Genomic DNA, 22,266 nt, shown 5'->3' with positions numbered 1-22,266 from the left:
TTTAATTTCTTCGCATTGGCTTTTGCCTCTAATATTAATTTACTTTAGTACTGCTTCTCGCAACGGAAAAATTAGTAGCTTTATTCATTTTTATAAATACATAGTTACAAATCCACATAAGTAAAAATGCAATGAAACTCCCGCTGAAAAATGGAAGAAGTCCTGGTAATTTTATTAATATAAAACAAAGGAATCCCGTCAGAATTCCCATACAAAACGTCGCCATAGGGTTAACAGTCATTAAAATAAACGCATTTTTAATTCCCTCTGCCAGGCTGACATCAAAATGGACAAACACTGGAAAAATATAAAAGAGAGTAAGTAGAAATATGAAAATAACAATCACATTTGGTATATAAAGTAGTTTAAGCTCATGTACCGTAGTGGCTTCCACGATTCTGATATTAGAATACATAAAAATACCAACTAAAATAATGACAAGTCCTAATAGATTGCTTTTTACAAATTCTTTTTTATAGGTGAACCAAAAGGTTTTCAAGACTGGAATATCGGACTGCTTCAAAACCCATTTACGAACTACTGTAAACATTGCTGTAGTGGCAGGAAAAAAGCCAAAAGCGATAAATCCAAGCAAGGAAAATGAAATCCAAAGAATATTCACATAAGCAAACTTCATGATCCACTCCGAGATACTATAAAAGCCCCGCATAAAACCTTCCATCAGTTATTCCTCCTTTGCTTTTACTCTTATCCTAGGAATATATCATTGGAGGGCCATTGCTTTGCAATCGACCCTCCATGTGATTAATATAATTAAATCATCCTTTAACAGATCCTAAAGCAATCCCTTTTACCAAATATTTTTGGAAGAATGGATAAGCAATCAGTATCGGCAGGACACCGATAACAGCAATCGCCATCCGTACACCAGTGGTTGGAACTTGCGAAGCAGCCTGGCTTGCGTTTGTGCCTAGATTGCTGCTTGCTAAAAACTGAATGTCTGACAGCATCCTGTTTAAGATGTTTTGGATACTAAATAATGACGGTTCAGTGATATAGATCAGTCCATTAAACCAATCATTCCAATATATGATCGTTTGAAGCAATCCAATCGTGGCCAGAATTGGCAATGAGAGCGGCAGAATGATAGAGAAGAAGGTTCTAAATTCACCTGCACCATCCATGCGTGCTGATTCAATAACTGGCTCTGGAATAGAAGTCATAAAGAATGTCCTCATCAACAATACGTTAAACCCGTTCATGAGTAACCCTGGAACTATTAGTGCCCAAATGGTGTTTTTAATATCAAATACTTGGGTATAAACAAGATAGGTCGGAACAAGTCCGCCATTGAACAATAGAGTAAAGAAAACCAGAAAAGCAAAAACGTTTTTATAAGGTAAATCGCGTCGAGAGAGCGCATATGCCAAAAACGAAGTAATCGCCAAGCTTACAAAGGTGCCAAATACCGTAACAATGATGGTGATTCCATAAGCCCTTAATATACTAGATGAATTATTTAGCAGGTAATTATAAGCATCAAAGCTAATCTCCTTAGGAATAAAGGAATATCCCTCTTTCATGATGGCTGCTTCACTGTTCAGAGAAGAAGATAAAAGAATGATAAACGGAATGATGCTTCCTGCCGCAAGTATGATTAAAAAGATATGAGATACCCATTGTGTAATTCGATCAGATTTATACATCTTCTTCGACCTCCAGCTTAAAATAATGCATTATCTTTACTTTTTTTACGTACGAGATAATTTGATAATAATACAAGGACAAATCCGACGATCGATTGATATAAACCTGCTGCAGCTGACATCCCGATATCCCCAAGCTGCATTAATCCACGGTAAACATAGGTATCAATAACATTCGTTGTGTCATAAATAGCACCTGAATTCATTGGCACTTGATAGAACAAGCCGAAATCGGAGTAAAAAATGCGTCCTATCCCCAATAAAGTCATCATGATAATCACAGGCATAATTGAGGGAAGGGTAATGTGAATAATTTGCTTCCATTTGTTTGCCCCATCTAAAGTGGCTGCTTCATAGTATTCTTGGTCGATCCCGATAATCGCAGCTAAGTAAATGACGCACAAGAAACCGACACCTTTCCACATATTGATGAAGGTTAAAATATATGGCCAAAATTTTGATTCGTTATACCACGAAATACCATCAAGCCCAAGTAACGGTAAAATTGTTTTATTCAGATAACCAACATCTTCGCTAAGGAAGGCAAAACCTAAATAACTGACAATAACCATTGAGATTAAGAATGGCAATAGGATGACACTTTGGTAAAAGCTTTTCGCCAGCTTATTTTTAATTTCATTTAACATGATCGCTACACCGATGGCCAATATCGTATTTAAGATAATAAATCCTCCATTGTAGAGAATGGTATTCCGGGTAATAACAAAGGCATCTCTTGTACTAAACAAATATTCAAAGTTTTTAAATCCAATCCAATCACTGCCGAATATTCCTTTAGCGTAGTTAATATCTTTAAAAGCAATCAAAAGGCCAAACATTGGTAAATAATTATTGATCAATAAGTAAATTAAGCCAGGCAGCATCATAATAAATAATGGCAGATACCTTTTAAATTTCATCATTCTAACACTCGTTTTTTTCCCAGTTGCAGCATGGACGTCCGTACTTAACGGCTTTACTGTAACTTCTGACATCCTCATTCCCCCTTGTTCTAATAAAATGTTTCCGCTTACAAAAACTATCCTTCCTGCTTATATATTTATTCTATTAGACTAGTAAATTTGTTACTATCCATAATACGACTTCTTATTTTCGTTTATCCGACTTTTCAGAATATATTTAATTTAGTTTATCAGCCATTTTAAATCTATGGATTTATAAAAAAAGAGAACTAGATCTACACTAGCTCTCTTCTCTTCGTTCTTATTTCTTTTCTTCCCACTTATCATACTGTTTTTGTTTTTCTGCAATAATTTTATCAATGCCGGATGCTTTAAGTTTCTTATTAAATTCCTTTAAACTTTTCTCTGGATCTAAAGTACCAGATTCAATACCTAATTTATACTGATTTAATACGTTCGTCGATGCCGCAATTTCTGTTTTCACAGGATCTGGATTAAATGTAAAACCAAATGCCGGAGAAAATATCGCTGAATCATTATGTTTTTTCATAACTTCCCAATAATTCGCTGGATTTCCTTCCCAAGGGTATGTCAGGAAGTTATTACCGATTTGCCATTGGCCAAATACATATTTTGATTCTTTTACACCTTCTGGCAATGTAATGACACCATCAGATTTAACTGCATAATGTTTCCCTTCAATACCGTTATCCAGTAAATTCATAATCTCTTTATCAGTGTAAAGTAAATTGATAAATTCCATTGCTTTTTCAGGATTCTGACTGTTTCTGGCAATGGACAAATTAAAGCCTGTTGCAGCATCGGTATACGAATATACATCCGTCAATTTTACAGATACCATTTCATGTCCAGTAATACCTTTTTCTTGTACTTCAAAGCCTGGTTTCATATGAGAGAAATAGCCAAATCCTTTATTAGCCTTCACAATGTTCGCTGCAACTTCTTGTGACGTTGCTGAATCCTTCATGATATAACCGGCTTTGAACCACTTTCTGGCTAACTGGACCGCGTCAACATATTCAGGTTCTTCAAACATATTGTCGATTTTCTTGTCTTTAAAGGATACTACTCCTAGGTTGTCCCCAAGAATGTCAAATTTTCCACCTGCAATGACGGAAGCAACCGATACAGTTCCTGCGTTTACAATCGGAGTTAAAGTTGGTTCTTTTTCTTTGACAATTTTAAAAACACTTTCCAAATCAGCAAATGTTTTTATTTGAGAAAGATCAATTTTATATTTATCTACTATATCTTTTCTCATAATAAATCCATAAAAAGAGCCCCAGTCTCTAATACTAGGAATTCCATATATTTTACCGTTTACCTTGTTACCCTCTAAAAGATTTTTTGGAACAACTTCCAAAATACCTTTTCCATTTGATTTAAGCAGATCATCTAATGCAACAAGTTGTCCTTTTGTGGCTTGTGTGTTGTAACCAAAAAAAGCTGACGAAACAACCAAATCAAGTTTTTCGTTTCCAGTCAGCATTAAGTTTGTTTGCTGTTGATAGTTCGCTGCATTAATCGGGACTAATTTCACAGTAGCATTAATCTTCTTTTTAGCAATTTTATTAATTTCTTCCTGAACTAAAGGAAGATCTTCTATATTCGTAAAGTTCATATACGCCATGTTAAGCTCATTTGGCTGCCCCTTCGGGTTCGTATCGTCCTTTGAACTTGAACTACTTTCCTTTGAACTACAGCCAGCCAATAGTAAAACTGCTGACATTACAATCAGTATAAACCTTGAAAATGTCTTAAAAAATTTCATCCATTCTTTCCCCCTTATGATCTAGTTGATTCTATGATAACTCTTGTTGAAAGCGTTACCACTCATCTAGTTTTAGTATAGAGGTTGGCTTAAAAAACACTTACTAAAAATACGACCTATTATTTTTGTTATTCCGACTTTTCTGAAAAAAACGACTTTTTTCGATATTCCATCGGATTTAATTGGGTTGATTTCTTGAATATAGTAGAAAAATAGGAAAAATTTGAATAACCTGCAGATAATGCCACTTCACTTACAGGCAGATTGGTTTCTATTAACAGTTTTTTGGCGTATTCAATACGCTTCTGCTGCAAATAGTCCGATATGGATAAACCTGTTTGTTTTTTAAATATTCTTGTTAAATAATCAGGATTTAAATAGACATAATTGGCAATTTCATCACGAGTTAACCGCTGTTCTCCTAGATGATGATTAATATAATTTTTTACTATGTCCACCACTGATCCTTTTTCTTGAGGCTGATGGAGCTGGTTCATGGCAACATCGGCAATATATATGACCCATTCTTGGAGCGAGTTCAATGATTTCAATACTCTTTTTGGTTTTTCAGTCAGCAAATTTTGTGAATAAACCTGATTGGCTTGAATTCCTTTTACCTGAAGAACATAAAAGATTAATTGCAAAAAATCTTGATAAAACAAATGAAGGGATTGAGCGGTTATATTTCCATCCGATTTTTTCCAATCAGTAAAATACTGATTGACCGCATCTATAAACTTTTCTTTTGGACCATTTTTCATTAGACTCGTCCATTCTGCAGAAGGAAGCAGCGGGGAAGTGCATAAACATTTTTTCTTATTGTTACATTTAATCGTCTGGTTACTTACCGTTACATTATTGCGATCAAATTCCTGCAAAGTATGGACCATCCCTACTAATTCTTCAATCGGAACCTGATTTCCAATGTAGCCACAAAGTTCACAAGAAAAAAACTGAGCGAATTGTGAAATAAAGTGATTACAATTTTCATTAAATTCCTTCAGGTTGATTGGCTCTACCAATGCAATAATCACTAAGACATAGCCAATTTCTACATTAAGTACATAACCATCCATATTATTCTTTTCGATTACTTCACCCAGTGCTTTATGAAGAGCATATTCGCTCACCTTTTCTTCATGGACAGATAGTTCCTCTTTCCATTGCTGAACATGAAATAAAATGGGTAGAAAAGTAGTTAATTCTGAATAGGATAAATGATAATTCTTCATTTGTTTTTCAATTTGATCTTTGGTTGTTGGGATAACTTGATTAATAAGATCTAACCAGAAACGTTCTTGCATGACTGAATGGTGGGACTTTTTCAATTGAAGGTAAGATTCCTCTACCATTCTTGTTTCTTGATCCTTTTTGATTTTCTCCAATGCGCTATGAATAACTTCTTCAAGTTCTTGGTAATCGACGGGTTTTAATAAATAATTAAAGCTTTTCAATTGCAGAGCTTGCTTTGCATAAGAGAAGTCTGAATGACAGGTTAAAAAAATCGCTTCAGTCATTGGGAAGTGTTCGCGCACCCACTTTAGCAAATCAATTCCAGAGCCTCTAGGCATTTCAATATCACATAATAACAAATCAACTTTGTTATTTAAAAACACTTCTTGAGCTTGTCTTAAGTTATTGGCTGTATAAACAGAAGAGATATCATGCTTTTCCCAATTGACACCAGCCTGAACACCCCTAATGGAATGAATTTCATCATCAACTATTAGAACCTGAAATTGATTCATAAACCCTAACCACCCTCTTGACTTAAATTATATTGTTCGGAATTCGTATCCGAACAGTCGCCCCTTTGCCTGGTTCATTCGAAAATTGGATATTTGATTTTTCTCCATATAACAAACTTAGTCGTTGTTTAACGTTCCATATTCCAATGCGCTCGCCTTCAGCATTTGTTAAAGATTCGTCTTCTTTCAAACTGCGTAAAACATCGTCAGGAAATCCATCACCTGTATCCTGAATTTTTATACTTATAAACCCAGGGTCCTCATTCTTTTTTACCACTATTAAAATATCAAGCGGGTCATCTAGATTAAAGGCATGTTTAATTGAATTTTCCACCATCGTTTGAATGACAAGCGGAGGAATCTTACATTCTAAAAGCTCTGGTGGTGATTCAACAGAATACTTAAAAGTATCGGGAAATCTGAGCTGTTGAATTTTTAAGTAATTTTCCGTATGCTTTAGTTCATCTTCTAAGCTAACAAAATATGAATTACTCCGAAACATAAAACGAAAGTAATTGGCCAGACATTTTGCCATCTCTTGGATGACTGCAAAATCCTTAACTGTAGCTAGATTATAGATAATATTTAATGAATTAAGGAAAAAGTGGGGGTTGATTTGCAGCTGTAAGTGTTTTAATTCCGCTCTTTGAAAATTTAGCTTTTCCTCATATACATTTATTTTAAGATCCTTAATCTCAGAAATCATATGATTGAAAGTACCATTCATCACCTCAAACTCAGTAGAATTTCGATGGATGGGAAGGCGGATATCCAAATCACCTTGTCGTAGTTTTTTCATAGCGGCGACAATTCGATTAATTGGTTGAAGAAATACCTTTCTCATGATAAAGATAAAATATAGTAAGAACAAAACAGCTAAAAAAGTAATAACCGACGATATTCTTTGTAAAAATGGTAGTTTCTCTAGGATTTCTCTTTCAGGTATCAATGCTGCAAGATAGAAATCACTTTGTGATGATTTTTTTTTCATTAAAACAAAACGGTTATCTTTCCCAGTAATAATATACTTTTCCTTCTTAATCGATAAATCTATTTTTTCCTTTTCAATAAATTTCTTATTTGTAATCGGTTTTAGGTCTGAAGTTGCCAACAAGGCTCTTCCTGTTTCTCCAAAATCAATATATTTAAACGGAGTAATAAGCTTGTCCATATTCACCCAGGCGCCTACATATACTCCATCTACTTTATAATATTGAAGCAAGTAATAATTTTTTGCACCCTTCCAAATATTCCATTTCCCTTCTCTAAGCTGCTCCGGGTTTTTCTCAAACAACTGGTAAATTTCGTCTCTTGCTTCATAGCGTTCAAAATAATTGTCACCGGATTTTTGTGTAAATAGGAAATCCTTATAGGCATCCGAATAAATAAAAATGGAATCGATGGCAGTGTAGAAATAAGACTGATTGGTAATAGAATTAAATAAACGTATTTTTGCTTCTTCATAATCATTGGGATCTATCGTTTCATTATATTGAAGAAAATATAAATCTGTATTGTTTTGTGTAGTTTGAAAGATATAGTTTCCAACACCCTCCAAACTTCGGTCAATTTGGTCCATATAAATATTCAGCATATTTTTGTTTGACTGGGCCACCTGGCTCCTGATAACTTCGACCGCATAGTAGTTATTTACAATGTGAACGACAATTAATGGTCCAATAATTAAAAACACACTCAAAAAGAGTTTAAACAGTAACGAATTGAAAACTAGTTTCATTTTTCCCATAGTGATCCTCCAGTTGTAAACTCTCTAAAATGTAATTCCAATTATACAATATAAATTAAAAAATATTCTGAAAAGTCCATTTTAAAAAAAGGCTTACTAAGGGAATCCTTCTAAAATAAGTGATAGTCAATAATAAAAGGCCGAGAGCTATTTTTTACTCACGGCTATTAGTTACGATCGAATTAATAGAAAGCGTTTTCAGATTTACAATCTAATTATATTAATTTCTAACTTGATGTATGGTAATATTCATCGAAAAATAGTAATATTTTATTATATAAATAAAAAAAGAAAAAGAATTTCATAAAAGAATCATACTCTTATTATTATAGGAATTTAATGAAAAACAAAAAGCCTTGAGCTAATTTTCACCCAAGACTTATTTTATAGAAGTTTTTTTAGGCTCAAAGTGCTCCATAAATAACAGATCGTAGTCTAGGCTGCTGAGAGTCCTCAAAGTTTGGCAGCATTTGCTGCATATAAACAGCAGAAAGATTTTCTTTTGGACAAATCGTTACCCATGTTCCTGACATGCCGTTCCAGCCGAATTCACCAACAGGGCTGTTGCTGCCTGACAATGGAGGATTCATCATTATCTGCACTCCAAGACCATAGCCATACCCGGCCAGGCGATCCCAATTATAATCAACTGAATTCTCCGAGTTTAGATGATTCATTGACATTAGTTCGATTGTTTTTCTTCCTATAATTCGATTTCCATTCATTTCCCCGCCACTGGCTAACATATGAGCAAATTGACTATAATCACTTAGCGTAGAGAATAGACCTCCGCCACCACTTTCAAAGCGAGTCTTTACTTTTGGAAACATATCCGAGCTTTTTATCAGGCTGCCTTCCTCATTCCGTATGTAAAAGCTGGAAAGGAAATCTTTTTTCTCATCAGGCAGATTAAAGAAGGTGTTATTCATTGATAAAGGTTGGAAGATTTCATCTTTTAAGAATTGGCCGAGAGTCTTTCCGGATACCACCTCTATTAATGCTCCCAAAACATCATGACTATAACCATACTTCCATCCGGTTCCGGGATCAAACGCAAGAGGAATCGTACTTAGTGCTTTAGAAAGTGTTCGAATATATGTTTCTTGGGTAAAATCATCCTGACTATTTAATCGTTCCTCTACTCTTCTTACCTCGCTTTCCTGTTCTGTTGTTCCCCAGCTATAACTTAAACCGGATGTCATCGTGAACAGGTCTTTGATCCTGATAGAATTTGATGCAGGCGTTATAATCTGTTCTCCTTCTTTAGCAGTCCGGTAGACATGTGGATTTTTGAATTCAGGTAAATATTCCTCGAGCGGGTCATTCAACAAAAACAGCCCTCGTTCATATAAGATCATGGCAGCTGTACATGTAACGATCTTTGTCATGGAGTGGATCCGGAAAAGCGTATCGGTAGAAACAGGTTTTTGAGTTTCTAAATCAGCATAGCCAATGTACTCTTCAAATACCTTTTCTCCATGGTGCATAACAGAACAGGCGCAGCCAACAGGCCCCCTTTCCACAAAACTTTTTAATAATGGGCTTAAGTTTTGAAACGACTTCATACGGCTTTCATCTCCTCTTCATTTTTCGAGTTTCATTCTTAACTTTTTTCTTTGTTGTTTAGGTTACTTTTTTCTATTTGGTTTTTTGATATTTTTTTGTTCTATCATCTTGAATCCTACCAGCCCAGTTAAGACCAAATGCGAAGTCATACACATGACCTTCAGAGTCTGCATGACACTCCATGTCATGGGCCACATCTTCCAATTGATCTTCGACGGTTTTCATGTTAGCAGGCATTTGCATTGGTAGAAGACCCGAAGGCTCAGCTCCGTCTGTTAAAATATCAAAAATAGCTTGATCCTGAACCCCAAAATTCGTAATAATAGCATCGACATTCTTTTCAAATTCATCCACCACTGTCGGGTTCGATAGGAGAAGCGAAACAATTACCGGTTTTCCTTTCATTACTTCAATTGTTTCTACCACCATATCCAAATCCTTGGTATTACTTGGAGTCACCGTTTTTCCTTTGTACGATCGGTTTAAAACATCACCCTCACGAGCGTCACCAGCAAGACTTTTTTCTCGAGCATAAATCGCCGTATAGGGTTTGTATTGAAGGCTGATTGGTACATATCCATTTCCACCTTCCTTTACATCATCATGACTATAACCAGTTCCGGACTTAGGAGTGCTAATAAAGACCAATCCAAAATCTGCATCTTCAGGGTTATCCGTTACCTTAAAATATTTCCTAGCAACATCGATATTAACTGGATATTCGAATTTTTCAGGTGTTGGATTACCAAACCAATCTTTGCCTGCAGGTGTATATTTTTTAGGGATATAGACGACTTTTTCTTTATTTAGTGGCAGGATGCTATTCCTATTTTTCAACATAACAATAGACTTAAGCTGCGCTTCATATCCTTCCTGCATATACTCTGGTTTCCCAACCTCATGAACACTTTCTTCCACTTTTATATAAGGATTTTCAAAGATTCCTAGACGGAAGATATTTTTTAATAAACGTACTGCTGATTCTTCAAAGCGCTTGCGCATCCATGCCTCACCAAATTCAGCAATCCCCATTTGGTACGCTTCCAGGATTGGACCCGCTTCATTATTCCCTCCGAATTGATCGACCCCAGCTAAAATTAATTTATAATGCCGCTCGGCAACGGTCAGATTTTCAACACCCCATGGCTTCCCGCCGACAAACGTATCAATATTCTCTGGTTCATCGGCAGTAATGATCCAATCCGTGCAAACAACACCATCATAACCATATCTTTTTCGAAGCAAATCATTTATTAAGTAAGAATTGTAAGAGTTACCAACATTTTCTCCATTTACCGGATCTTGTTCCACTGAAATAGTGTAATAAGGCATAACCGCAGAAGCCATCTTTGTTTTTCCAGGTAAGTTAAAGGCACCTTCAGTAAATGGAATTAAATGTTCTTCAAAGTTGCCGCCTGGATAAACGGCAAACTTACCATATCCATAGTGTGCATCCCTTCCACTCTCGCCAGAGCCGCCTCCCGGCCAATGTTTTACCATTGCATTAACACTGTAATAACCCCAGCCTTCAGTAATTTCTTTATCACCTGCTGAATTCTGAAAACCTTCCACATAAGCTTGAGCCATATCAGCGGAAAGCTGTGAATCTTCACCAAAGGTTCCATTAAAACGGAACCAACGCGGATCTGTTGCAATATCAATTTGCGGCGATAATGCAGTTGTAATGCCTAAAGCCCGGTACTCCTTTGAGGCTATTTCTCCAAATCTTTCTGCCACTTCTGGATTAAATGTTGCCGCAAGACCAAGTGGCTCAGGCCACATAGAAATGTTGCCTCCCGCTCCTGCATTAAATTCTGTACTAGAATCTGAACCATGGCGTGGATCTGAGCTGTTGTTTGCTGGGATACCAAGCCCTGTCCCTTCTGCAAAAGCCTGAATATTGTTATTCCATCGCACAGCAGACTCAGGGCTTTCGACCGTAGTTACGAGGATATGTCTTAAATTATCTTTAGAAAGAAACTCGATTTGTTCATCGTTTAAGTCCCATGGATTCGCACCGCTTTCTTCGTAGGACTTACCCCCGTACGTACCAGCAAACCAACCCTTACTCCCTGCAGGAACGGCTTGATGCCTACTATATAACATGAGTCCCGCGATTTGCTCAATTGTCATTTTAGATGCAAGGTCCTTTGCTCTCTCCTCAGGAGTTAATCTCCAATCTTCATATTTATCTATTTTTCCATCTTTGTTTAAATCCTTAAAAAAATGGCCATCTTTTTGGATGATCGTAACTCCAGAAGTTTCGGAATATCCTAACGTTGGTCCACCTTTATTTTCCACATATTTGATATGATCTTCAGTATCGATTTTTGTTTTAACATTTTTCATTTATAATCCTCCAATGAAAACAGTGTAGTAGTGACCATCTTCATTTCCAAAGTTGCTCACAATATTCAATTTGCTCTTTTCTGAATTCTCACCATGTTTTGTTTGTTTAAAAATAATACGGAACAATAGACAAGGAGAAAAAATACCATTACGAAGGCTGAAAACAAATAAATAGAACCATAATTTGTTTTTGCCGCAATCAAACCAAGAACGGCAGACCCTCCTCCAATTCCTAAGTCAAATGAATTAAAAAACATGGCGGTTACTTTCGTATACCGTTCAGGCTTCGTATTATTCAGTGCCCAGGCCTGGAGGGAAGGGAATAATGATCCTGTACCCATCCCATATAGGATTGCAGCAATGATTAAATCACTTAAAGTAGTAGTTTGATATATTAATACAAAACCAATTATGACTGAGATCGAACTTGGAACTAACACCCAAGCATGTCCTTTACGGTCAAATACTTTTCCTGAAATGAAACGGATTAAGAATCCACTAACCGTATTTACGAAATAAAACCATTCTACACCTTCTATCTCTAACTCTTTTGCATAAAGTGCCATAAAACTAATGACTCCGCCCATGCATATGCCAAATAAAAGCATCAAGTAGCTAGGAAAAATAGCAGAAGGTTCAATCAATGATTTTAGGAATGATGTTTCTTTTTGATTGGAATTGATCACACTTTCGGGGAAAGAAATGAAACTAATACAAAACAGGAAGATTAGTAAACTAGCTCCTGCGGTACCGAATAATATGATTGGATTATAGGAATTAAACAGCCATATCCCAACAAATGGCGATAATGCTAAAGCAATCGTTGTACCATTCCCAAGCATACCCATCCCTTCGCCCCTTCTTTGTTTTGGAATAATCTCCGCTGCTAAAGTGGAAAGAATCGTGACAGCAAGACCAAAACCGAAACCATGCAGAATACGAATGGAAAGTGCAAGGATGAAGTTTGTCCCAAAATAATAACCTAGAGAGGAGATTAAACAAATAAGAATGGAGACTACTAATGTTTTCTTTTTTCCAAATTTATTGGTAAAGAATTCAGTAAAAGGACGAATGATAATGGCTGAAAAAGTAAAACTCCCGATAATTAATCCTATTTGGGATATATCGAGTCCCCCATGTTTTGCCAAAAAGAGTGGGAGAGTTGGCAGCAATATATCAAATGCGAAAAAAGCAAATGCATTAGCAAACATGATAATAAAAAAGGTTTTGTTCCATAACGATGGTGTATTCGACACGAATTTTTTACTCCTTTAATTAGAGGATCACCTTTTTGCTCAGAAACAGGTAGGAAAAAGGAGGATCTAAAATCCCCCATTTTCTTATTCTTGATTGCCCGTTTATTAAAAGTCTATTGTTTTTCCTGTCTTTGCTGAGGTATATATCGCCTCTAAAATTTGTGTGACAACTAATGCTTGTTCCGGTTTAACAAGTGGTTCTGTATCATTAATAATGCATTCCAGCCACTGTCTCGCCTCTTTTACTCCAGGCTCCTCTGCCCCTGCATCAAAATAAGCAATTCCTCCGCCTGTGGCAGGTTTCGTTTCAACCAACTTTCCGTATTTTGTGCCATTGAAAACTAACTCACTTGTAGGTGAATTTGGTAATGCTTTCATTTCAGCACCACCTTCTGTGCCACATAAGGTTGCCATTGCTTCTCGAACATCCGTTGTATTTAATGCCCAAGAACATTCTAAAATGATCGTGGCCCCATTTTCCATTTTAATAAATCCAAACGCTGAATCTTCTACCCTATATGTTTCTGGGTCCCATGGTCCGAACAAATTTCCTTCATGTTTATCTGCAAGCTTATGGAAAACGGAACCTGTTACAGATTGCGGTTTGTAATTGTCCATACACCAAAGCGTCAAATCCAATGCATGTGTACCGATGTCGATTAATGGTCCGCCACCTTGTTGTTCTACATCAAGAAACACCCCCCATGTAGGAACCGCTCTTCTTCTAATGGCATGTGCCTTAGCAAAATAAATATCGCCGAATTCACCTTCACTTGAAGCTTTGTACAATACTTCCGAGTCATCACGAAAACGGTTTTGGTAACCTATTGTAAGCTTCTTTCCTGTTCGATTGGCTGCATCAATCATTTCTTCGGCTTCTTTTGAATTGATGGCCATTGGCTTTTCGCACATGACATGCTTTCCTGCTTCTAGTGCATCAACAGTGATAAAGGAGTGTTGCAGATTAGGAGTAAGTACATGAACAACATCAATCGAGCCATCCTGTAATAACTCCTTATAATTGGTATAAACTTTTGCCTCTTCTGTGCCGAATTGCTGTGCTGCTTTAACGGCTCTATCCTCTACCACGTCGCAAAAGGCAGTCATTTCTCCTAAATGACCAAGCTTTGCCAATGAAGGCATGTGCTTTTGATTGGCAATTCCGCCACAGCCGATGATTCCAATATTTAACTTTTTAGACATTAGGAACACTCCTCTTAATTAATTTTTGATAAGACCTTTTATAGATTTCTCCATTACTGTTAAATCCCCCGAAATGCTTGTAAATTTATCTCCTAGATGTCCTTCGTTTTCCACAATTGCATAACGGATGTATCCTAATTCATTAAGTATTTGATAGGTTTCTTGAAAATTAACGATACCAGTTCCGAGATTGACAAAATCATTTGGCTTCACATACTCTGTATATATTTTCATCAGGTCATTGCTTTCTTCTTGGCTCGATGCGGTAAATATACTAACTGGATTTACATGTTTGCCTAAGTCCTTCTGATGGATCATGTCGCAGCGACTCCCCAATTTCTCAAGCAATGCAAGAGGATCATATCCGCCTCTCATAACCCAAACGAGGTCCAGCTCAAATTTCACGTTCGCTGGATCGGTATTTTCAACTAGAAGTTCAAATAAGGATGTTTCTCCTATTCTCTTAAACTCATGCGCATGGTTATGATAGTAAAAGTTCATCCCCGCTTCTTTGCACTTTTTTCCTATTTGATTTAGATGTTCGGCTGTTTGAAGGGTATCCTCACGGCCTGATATAAAAGCCATCGGGAAAACAATAGACTGACATCCAAGTGTTGCATTTTCTTGAATAATCTTATCCCAATCAGCATCTAGTAACGCTTTACCAGGGGCAACACCTTCATGTGCTGCAAACGCTTTTAATCCTAGCTCGTCAAACTTCTGTTTGATGACTGGTAGGGAAAAGGTATCCGAAAAGCGCTCGCCTGTAGAAAAATTAACAGAAATCAACTCTATATTTTTGTACCCTATTTGAGCTACCTTTTCTAACGTACCGAAATAATCCTCGTTTAAATCTCTAAATACTGAAAATAAATTTAATCCAATTTCCATTGTCATTTTTACTTCCCCTTTTTTTATAGATTCGTCGTTTAAAACATTCATTGGCTGATAACTTTATTAGTTATTAATCTACTGATGCACCTATTAATGCTGTTAGTAAATCAGTTTTTGAATCTTCACCTCGTACATAGTTAAAATAATCAAAATGGGCAGGTGCAGTAGAAATCTTGCCATTTCCAGTCGCATACATTCCAAAAAATAAGCCCGTAAAACCCCCAGCAACTTCAGTCGCAAGTATAGAACTTTCCCCTTTACCCAAAGTGATTTTTTCTCCACTCGAGGATGTAATAGAAAAGGTAAAACTAAAGTCATCTGCTTGAATTCCAAAGACAACGGTCGGCTCGTCATACTCTACTTCTGCTTCTACCTTCCACAGGCTGCCAATTCGGCGGCGGAATAATATAATAGACTTTCCTTCCTTAAGTGCTCTAGCAATTTCATAATGATAATTCTCGTTCATAAATACGGTAAGTCCTGCTTCCTCTCCATCTTCATTTGGGATAAATTCCATAAGGGCCGAAATCTCACAGTTAAAATGCTGCTGCCTGCGGCCAACAAATGTGGGAGATCCTGAATCATTCAATGTGGAAGATTGACCATATAGTGTTAACCAACCAGATCGTTCCGTTACTGACCAAGAGCCTGCCATCGGATTACGGTAAAAATTCCAAACCGGCGAAAGGAAAGCGTTATCAAAATTTTCTTTTTCCTGCCATGGATGGGATTGATCTAATGGAAGTAATCTGGCTTCATTCACCAATTCTGCTCGACCTGCTGCTCCAATAATGGGCCACCCTTCCTCTGTCCAATGGACTGAAGCAAGATTGGTTTCACGCCCAAGGTGATGACGTTTTGGATAGCCCACAGGTCTGATCCCTAGAAACACAGACCACCAAGTACCGTCCTCTGCTTGGACCAAATCTGCATGACCGGTGGCTTGAATTGGTTCATCAGTACTCCGATTCGACAGGATTGGATTATTGGGATTGCTCTCAAAAGGCCCGTAAGGGCTTCTGCTTCTTGCAATCGTTACCATATGGCCATATTCTGTACCACCCTCTGAAATCATTAAATAATACCATCCATTGATTTTATATAGATGCGGCCCTTCCGGAGAGCTGCCCCCTGTTCCTTTCCAAATTAACTGACGCTCTGTTAACAGCTGTCCAGACTCAATATCAAGCTCAGCCTGATAGATTCCTACAGGTTCACTGGAACCAAAAGAGCTTGTTCCACTCAAATAAACTTTCCCATCTTCATCGAAATATAAGGACGGATCAATTCCACCCCAGCCCTCAACGACTATTGGCTCAGACCAAGGACCTTCTGGCTGTTCGGCATGAACATAAAAATTCTTATTTGTTGAGATATTGGTTGTAATTACATAAAAGCATCCATTATGATAACGGATTGTTGGAGCAAATATTCCTTGTGAAGGTCCCATTCTATGAATGCGGATGAGCGGAAGCTGACTTTCACGCGTCAATACATGGCCAATCTGTTTCCAATTGACTAAATCGGTACTATGAAAAATCGGAATTCCTGGAAAAAATTCAAACGAACTGGTAACCAAATAATAATCTTTGCCAACCCTGCAAACACTTGGATCAGGGTGAAATCCGCTAATAACTGGATTTGAATATTTCATTTCATTGTCACATCCTCTTTTCATTACGAATCTTATTTTGTAATGATTTATTTGCAGGAGAAATTTTAGATAGTTTGTTCTATATTAAAGATAAAACAAATGAAAACCCTTTCCTACTGTAAATCCGACTAATTTCTTTCAAAATTCCGACTTTTTAAAAAAATAAAAATAACTCACAGAGACAAATCAAACAAGCCATACACGTTTTAATGTTTGGCTTAAAGTGTATAAAAAAGCAGACCGGACTTGGCCTGCTAGTTGATAATTACTAACTTTATCTTTTTTTCTTCCAACTCGATTCTAGTTTCTTCATTTATATTTGAATCGGTAATAATGCAATCGATGTTAGAAACTGGTGAAATATGCGAAAAAGCACGTGTCCCAAATTTGCTGGAATCAACCATTAGAATGGTTTCATCGGCTATTTCCATCATCTGCTTTTTTAATAACGCTTGCAATTCATTTAAATCACTTAGCCCTTTATCAAGGTGTACCCCTTTGCAGGAAAGGAAGACTTTGTTAACGTGATACATGGCAAGGGAGCGCTCTGCAAGTGGTCCAACATATGAAAGAGATTGTGATAGTAAAGTTCCGCCAGTAGAAATCACTTTTATTTGTTCCTTTTTACTAAGCTCAATGGCTACCTTTATTGAATTTGTAAGAACGGTTAAAGGCATATCTGGCAGTTCCTTTGCGACATACCATGCGGTAGTACTTGCATCCAAAACAATTTGGTCACCAGACTCAATAGATTGAACGGCTGCTCTTGCTATCGCTTTCTTTTCAGCAGCATTCGTAATCTCTCTTTCCAAATAGGAGGTCTCCGATTGATCTTTCTCAATACTAACCGCACCGCCATGACTGCGCATTAATAAATTTTCCTTTTCAAGCTTTTCAAGATCACGACGAATCGTTTCCTCTGTTACAGAGAAAATCTTGCTAAGCTCCGTAACCCGAATACTTAATCGTTCATTAACCAATTCGACAATCTTTTTTTGTCTTTCTGCAACAAGCACTTGTTCTGCCCCTTCCTGCCCCGCTATTTTTATTTATGTTGTTTTGTATTTGTTTTTTATTCATTCTCACTATAACTATAACATATATTTTTGAAAAACAAACATGTAAAAATTAAAAAAAGAAGACCCAAAAAGGAGTCTATAAATCTCCTATTTGAGTCTTCCCCTAATAAATCCACTTATCTTTTTAATAAAACCTCTTGCTCATACGCTTTTACTTCTTCTAACCAAGATTCTTTTACTGGAGCGCCCATTTTTTCACAGTAAAAATCCCAAACTGCACCAAATGGATAGGTCTTGAATTCTTCCATTAACGCTAATCTTTCAGTGAAGTTGCCTTCTTCTTGAAGCTGTTTCAAATATTCATTTGGAACCAGCATCGCATAAAGCAATGCTTTAATCATGTTACGTGTACCTATTGTCCAAGCAGCCACACGATTGATGCTTGCATCAAAGAAGTCAAGTCCGATGATGACACGGTCTAACGCATCATTACGTACAATTTCTAAGGCAATTTCCTTTAATTCATCATCAAGGATAACTACATGGTCACTGTCCCAACGTACAGGTCTTGAAACATGCAGGGCAAGCTTTTCGCTAAATAATAACATCGATGAAATTTTATTTGATACTGTTTCTGTTGGATGATAGTGCCCTGTATCCAGTAAACATAATTTTTCATTTTTCATTGCATAATTTAGATAAAATTCATGAGAACCAACTACATAAGATTCGGAGCCAATTCCAAACACTTTACTTTCTACTGCATCAAGATTAAATCTTTCATCTACATCAACGGCAAAAATTTTATCTAATGATTCTTTTAATCTTTTTCTTGGAGTCAGGCGGTCACTTGGAATATCCTTATAGCCATCTGGAATCCAAATATTTGTTAAGGCAGGTGTACCTAGTTCTTTTCCGAAATACTCACCAATTTTCCGGCTGCCAATACAGTGATTGATCCAGAATTCACGGATTTCTTCGTTTGGATGGGAAAGTGTCAAACCGTCATCTGCTTTGGGATGTGAGAATAGCGTTGGGTTGTAATCCAAGCCTAATCCATTTTCCTTTGCCCATTTTACCCAATTTTCAAAATGCTTTGGTTCTAGCTGGTCTCTTTCTACCACTTCTCCATTAGTTTCCGCATAAATGGCATGTAAATTGACGCGATGTTTACCTGGAATCAAGGAAAGTGCTTTTTCTAAGTCTGCTCTTAATTCTTCAGGTGTCGTTGCCTTACCTGGATAATTTCCAGTAACAGAAATTCCACCAGATAATTCTTTAGGGTTCACTTCAAATCCACCGATATCATCACCTTGCCAGCAGTGAACCGAAATCGAAATATTTTTTAAGGTTTCGATTACTTCATCAACATTAATTCCCCATTTTTCATAAGCCTTCTTAGCAAGTTCGTAGTTTTCTTTAGTAGACATAAATATCTTCCTCTCCAAGGTTAGTTTGTAATCGGTGCAGTTGGCAAATATTTCTTTACCTCAAATGATTTTTTAACAATCGTGCGTGCTTCTTTCATATCTTGAATTTCATCGAGTGCCATTAACTGAGCGACGATATTACCGATCGCAGTCGCTTCAATAGGTCCTGCATATACTTCTTTCTTCGTTACATCAGCGACAAGTTGATTTAACATTTCATTTTGACAGCCGCCGCCGATGACATTGATTTTTTCAAATCTCTTTTCAAAAATTTCTTCAATTTCTTGAACGGCATCCTGATAGCTAACTGCTAAACTATCATATACGCACTTCGCGACTTCTCCAGGTGTGCTAGGAATTGGCTGATCCGTTTCCACACAATAATTCATGATTTCCTGGACCATGTTCTCAGGTTTTAGGAAACGGTCATCATTGACATTAACCACTGCCTTAAAGTCCTTAGCCTCTCTAGCTAAATCAACCAGCTCGGCAAAAGAATATTCATTATTGTAGTTGCGTTTTACCTCTTGAATCATCCAAAGTCCCATAATATTTTTTAAGAAGCGGTATTGATAATCGATTCCGCCCTCATTGGTAAAATTGTAGTCCAGTGCTTTCGTTACACAGATTGGGAAGTAGTTTTCAACTCCAATCAACGACCATGTTCCTGAACTGATATATATCGTTTCATTTTCTTCAGGTACGGCAATAACCGCTGAACCTGTATCATGTGTTGCTGGAAGAATCACTTGAAGGTCAAAGCCTAACTCTGAAACTAGTTCTTCTTTTAATGTTCCAAGAACAGTCTTCGGTGTCTTAATTTCATGGAACATTTCCTTATTTATTCCCAATAGATCCAATAAGTCATGATCCCACTTTTTCGTAAAAGCATTTACAAGTTGGGTGGATGTAGCATTTGTATATTCATTTGCTTTTTTTCCTGTCAGTAAATAATTGAAGTAATCTGGAATCATTAAGAATGATTTTGCTTTATCTAGGATTTCTGGAGAGCTTTGTTTAATCGAATACAATTGATAGATGGTATTAAACTTTTGGAACTGGATGCCTGTTTCTAAATACAGACGCTCTTTCATGATTTTTTCAAAAACCTGTTCCATCACCCCGTCTGTTCTCGGGTCACGATATGAGACAGCCTCTGTTAATGGTTGATCGTTTTCATCCAATAACACAAAGTCGACGGCCCACGTATCAATTCCGATACTATCTGGTTTTATGCCAAGCTCATTGCACTTTTTTAATCCATTTTTGATTTCTTGAAAAAGCTTGTCGGCTTCCCAGCAATAGGAGTAACCTTTTTTGACAATTTTGTTATCGAAACGATGAATTTCATCTAGTTTTAATAACCCATTTTCTAAATATCCTAGTATTAGCCGGCCGCTTGATGCACCAATATCAACAGCAATACTGTATTTTGTCATTAACATCACCTCTCGGTTGGAAACGCTTACTGATAACTCTATCTTACTAGAAAAATACGATTTTCCTATAACGTAATTCGACCAATTTGTTGTCCTTATTTGCCAACCTTAATTCTTAAATACCAAAAAACACCACAGAATTTTTCTGTGGTGTTTTCATCTCATCGTCCCTTTCCATTTCTCAGGATGTATTGATAGTTTTTGTGAAAGATCGACCTTTTAGACCAATCAGTGGGAAGACTCTTTACATTACCGCTTTATTTGACCCAGTAGAAACCACGGTTTTTACCGATGGCATATTTGCAATAAATACGCCTAGTAATACCAAAATACCGCCAATGATTTGATTCAGCAAGATATGATTCCCTAAAATAAAATGAGAGGCTATGATGGCGACAAACGGCTGGATATTCATGAACATTGAAGCTGTACCTGCACCAACTTTAGCTACGCCTTTATTCCACCAAAACCCAGCAATACCTTGAGCCATGATCCCAGCAAAAATTAACAAAATCCACATAAAAAGAGAATGGCTGATGACAGAGCCGCTCACAAAGTTTTCGACTCCGGCAGCAGGAATCATTAGTACACTTCCTAGTACGGTTGAGTATATCGTAATAATAAATGTGTTCATAGTTTTTGATAAACCTCGGATAAATAATATACTAATCGAGAGGCAAAGCATGGCGATTAGTATGTTAAAATCTCCCCATGAGATTCCCAAACCGCCATTTGCAACACCAATAATTGAAAAAACACCAATTAAACTAATAATGGCTCCTGCCGATTTTTTAATGGTAAACTGGACTTTAAAGATGATTCGTTCCAATAGAATTGTCGCTATCGGTGCCAAGGAAATTATTAATGAGGCGTTAGCTGGGGTTGTATGATGGAGACCCGTAAAGTAGAAGGTTTGATTTAACAGGGTTCCAAAGATTCCAACACCAATGAGGTATTTCCACTCTGAAATGGTGGGACGCTTCATTCCTTTATGAATCATGGCAACGATTATCAAAAAAAGTGAGGTAAAGCAAATTCGAACGGTTGATAAAAAAACAGGTGAAAATCCTTGCAGTAAATAGGAACTGACCGGATAATTGCACCCCCATAAAACAGAAACCAAAAAGAGACTAATAAAAGCTTTTATCATACTACTCGACATTTACCATAGACAACCCTTCTCAAAATGTTTTTGTTGGTGACTTTTATTAGTATAGCATGGTATTTCGCTTATCGAAAGAATTATCAAAAGGAATTTTCATTCCTCTTTCCTAACACTTCGTTTTATAGAGATTGATGGCGTAAAGGATCACGATTGTGAACTTGTTATTGCTTGGAAAAAAAAAATATAAATCCATCTATTCAACTCTTTATAGATGTTATGACAAAAAGTTGACCCCTCTTATGGAGTCAACTTTTTATGTTAATTAATCTTAAATTGCTTTCTATCTAACTCATAAACTATTAAATCAATAAAGTCTTGTTGTAAATTTAACTCAATGGCTTTATTTAATGTTTCCAGCAATTGTGCAATGCTTAGTTTCTTCATTATATTTTCATTCCAATTAGTTTTCACATA

Annotated in this window: 17 protein-coding genes; all 17 read right to left on the bottom strand. The window is 36.7% G+C overall.

What is annotated here, in order from left to right; genetic code table 11:
- Positions 1–34: 34 nt before the first annotated feature.
- The 17 genes from CCK98_RS10160 to sda all read right to left on the bottom strand — a co-directional run bounded on the left by CCK98_RS10160 (position 35) and on the right by sda (position 22,263).
- Positions 35–682 (bottom strand): YesL family protein, encoded by a 648-nt coding sequence (locus CCK98_RS10160; RefSeq protein WP_088086479.1) that lies wholly within the window; start codon positions 680–682, stop codon positions 35–37.
- A 97-nt stretch (positions 683–779) separates the two neighbouring features.
- Complete coding sequence (locus tag CCK98_RS10155; RefSeq protein ID WP_088086478.1) at positions 780–1,667, bottom strand: carbohydrate ABC transporter permease; 888 nt, start codon at positions 1,665–1,667, stop codon at positions 780–782.
- Positions 1,668–1,684: 17 nt separating this feature from the next.
- Complete coding sequence (locus tag CCK98_RS10150; protein ID WP_256942542.1) at positions 1,685–2,590, bottom strand: sugar ABC transporter permease; 906 nt, start codon at positions 2,588–2,590, stop codon at positions 1,685–1,687.
- A gap of 301 nt (positions 2,591–2,891) precedes the next feature.
- On the bottom strand, positions 2,892–4,382 hold the full coding sequence (locus tag CCK98_RS10145) for an ABC transporter substrate-binding protein (RefSeq protein WP_088086477.1): 1,491 nt from the start codon (positions 4,380–4,382) through the stop codon (positions 2,892–2,894).
- A 128-nt stretch (positions 4,383–4,510) separates the two neighbouring features.
- Positions 4,511–6,130 (bottom strand): helix-turn-helix domain-containing protein, encoded by a 1,620-nt coding sequence (locus CCK98_RS10140; protein WP_088086476.1) that lies wholly within the window; start codon positions 6,128–6,130, stop codon positions 4,511–4,513.
- 22 nt (positions 6,131–6,152) lie between these two features.
- Entirely contained in the window at positions 6,153–7,877 is a 1,725-nt protein-coding gene (locus CCK98_RS10135; protein ID WP_088086475.1) for a sensor histidine kinase, read from the bottom strand.
- Between the two features lie 404 nt (positions 7,878–8,281).
- Complete coding sequence (locus CCK98_RS10130; protein ID WP_088086474.1) at positions 8,282–9,442, bottom strand: serine hydrolase; 1,161 nt, start codon at positions 9,440–9,442, stop codon at positions 8,282–8,284.
- Positions 9,443–9,515: 73 nt separating this feature from the next.
- Positions 9,516–11,792, bottom strand: coding sequence for a glycoside hydrolase family 3 N-terminal domain-containing protein (locus tag CCK98_RS10125; protein ID WP_088086473.1), 2,277 nt, complete (start codon positions 11,790–11,792; stop codon positions 9,516–9,518).
- A 65-nt stretch (positions 11,793–11,857) separates the two neighbouring features.
- Positions 11,858–13,048 carry an MFS transporter gene (locus tag CCK98_RS10120; protein WP_088086472.1) on the bottom strand — a complete coding sequence of 397 codons (1,191 nt, stop codon included), beginning with the start codon at positions 13,046–13,048 and terminating at the stop codon, positions 11,858–11,860.
- 105 nt (positions 13,049–13,153) lie between these two features.
- The gene (locus CCK98_RS10115; RefSeq protein ID WP_088086471.1) at positions 13,154–14,251 is read right to left on the bottom strand and encodes a Gfo/Idh/MocA family protein; all 1,098 of its coding nucleotides are present in this window, start codon (positions 14,249–14,251) and stop codon (positions 13,154–13,156) included.
- A gap of 18 nt (positions 14,252–14,269) precedes the next feature.
- Positions 14,270–15,148 carry a sugar phosphate isomerase/epimerase gene (locus CCK98_RS10110; RefSeq protein WP_179195752.1) on the bottom strand — a complete coding sequence of 293 codons (879 nt, stop codon included), beginning with the start codon at positions 15,146–15,148 and terminating at the stop codon, positions 14,270–14,272.
- 67 nt (positions 15,149–15,215) lie between these two features.
- Positions 15,216–16,799, bottom strand: coding sequence for a glycoside hydrolase family 43 protein (locus tag CCK98_RS10105; RefSeq protein WP_088086469.1), 1,584 nt, complete (start codon positions 16,797–16,799; stop codon positions 15,216–15,218).
- Between the two features lie 254 nt (positions 16,800–17,053).
- Positions 17,054–17,815: a DeoR/GlpR family DNA-binding transcription regulator gene (locus CCK98_RS10100; RefSeq protein WP_088086468.1), complete on the bottom strand. Its 762-nt coding sequence runs from the start codon at positions 17,813–17,815 to the stop codon at positions 17,054–17,056.
- A gap of 179 nt (positions 17,816–17,994) precedes the next feature.
- A complete protein-coding gene (gene rhaA, locus CCK98_RS10095; protein WP_088086467.1) occupies positions 17,995–19,248 on the bottom strand; it encodes an L-rhamnose isomerase in 1,254 nt (417 codons plus the stop codon).
- 20 nt (positions 19,249–19,268) lie between these two features.
- Complete coding sequence (rhaB, locus tag CCK98_RS10090; RefSeq protein ID WP_088086466.1) at positions 19,269–20,687, bottom strand: rhamnulokinase; 1,419 nt, start codon at positions 20,685–20,687, stop codon at positions 19,269–19,271.
- 244 nt (positions 20,688–20,931) lie between these two features.
- A complete protein-coding gene (locus CCK98_RS10085) occupies positions 20,932–21,849 on the bottom strand; it encodes a DMT family transporter (RefSeq protein WP_088086465.1) in 918 nt (305 codons plus the stop codon).
- 261 nt (positions 21,850–22,110) lie between these two features.
- Positions 22,111–22,263: a sporulation histidine kinase inhibitor Sda gene (gene sda, locus CCK98_RS10080; protein WP_088086464.1), complete on the bottom strand. Its 153-nt coding sequence runs from the start codon at positions 22,261–22,263 to the stop codon at positions 22,111–22,113.
- Positions 22,264–22,266 lie beyond the last annotated feature (3 nt).

Origin of the sequence: Bacillus sp. OV166, assembly GCF_900177675.1 — a bacterium.
Lineage (GTDB): Bacteria > Bacillota > Bacilli > Bacillales > Cytobacillaceae > Neobacillus.
Note: the sequence above shows the minus strand (reverse complement) of the source record. Positions and strands in the feature narration are given on the sequence as shown.

What these genes read in the sequence shown, in the direction of transcription:
- CCK98_RS10125 (WP_088086473.1), bottom strand. Translation starts at nt 11,792, where the DNA reads ATGAAAAATGTTAAAACAAAAATCGATACTGAAGATCATATCAAATAT.
- CCK98_RS10105 (WP_088086469.1), bottom strand. Translation starts at nt 16,799, where the DNA reads ATGAAATATTCAAATCCAGTTATTAGCGGATTTCACCCTGATCCAAGT.
- CCK98_RS10145 (WP_088086477.1), bottom strand. Translation starts at nt 4,382, where the DNA reads ATGAAATTTTTTAAGACATTTTCAAGGTTTATACTGATTGTAATGTCA.
- CCK98_RS10130 (WP_088086474.1), bottom strand. Translation starts at nt 9,442, where the DNA reads ATGAAGTCGTTTCAAAACTTAAGCCCATTATTAAAAAGTTTTGTGGAA.
- CCK98_RS10085 (WP_088086465.1), bottom strand. Translation starts at nt 21,849, where the DNA reads ATGTCGAGTAGTATGATAAAAGCTTTTATTAGTCTCTTTTTGGTTTCT.
- CCK98_RS10150 (WP_256942542.1), bottom strand. Translation starts at nt 2,590, where the DNA reads ATGATGAAATTTAAAAGGTATCTGCCATTATTTATTATGATGCTGCCT.
- CCK98_RS10110 (WP_179195752.1), bottom strand. Translation starts at nt 15,148, where the DNA reads ATGACAATGGAAATTGGATTAAATTTATTTTCAGTATTTAGAGATTTA.
- rhaB (WP_088086466.1), bottom strand. Translation starts at nt 20,687, where the DNA reads ATGACAAAATACAGTATTGCTGTTGATATTGGTGCATCAAGCGGCCGG.
- rhaA (WP_088086467.1), bottom strand. Translation starts at nt 19,248, where the DNA reads ATGTCTACTAAAGAAAACTACGAACTTGCTAAGAAGGCTTATGAAAAA.
- CCK98_RS10160 (WP_088086479.1), bottom strand. Translation starts at nt 682, where the DNA reads ATGGAAGGTTTTATGCGGGGCTTTTATAGTATCTCGGAGTGGATCATG.
- CCK98_RS10115 (WP_088086471.1), bottom strand. Translation starts at nt 14,251, where the DNA reads ATGTCTAAAAAGTTAAATATTGGAATCATCGGCTGTGGCGGAATTGCC.
- CCK98_RS10135 (WP_088086475.1), bottom strand. Translation starts at nt 7,877, where the DNA reads ATGGGAAAAATGAAACTAGTTTTCAATTCGTTACTGTTTAAACTCTTT.
- CCK98_RS10140 (WP_088086476.1), bottom strand. Translation starts at nt 6,130, where the DNA reads ATGAATCAATTTCAGGTTCTAATAGTTGATGATGAAATTCATTCCATT.
- CCK98_RS10155 (WP_088086478.1), bottom strand. Translation starts at nt 1,667, where the DNA reads ATGTATAAATCTGATCGAATTACACAATGGGTATCTCATATCTTTTTA.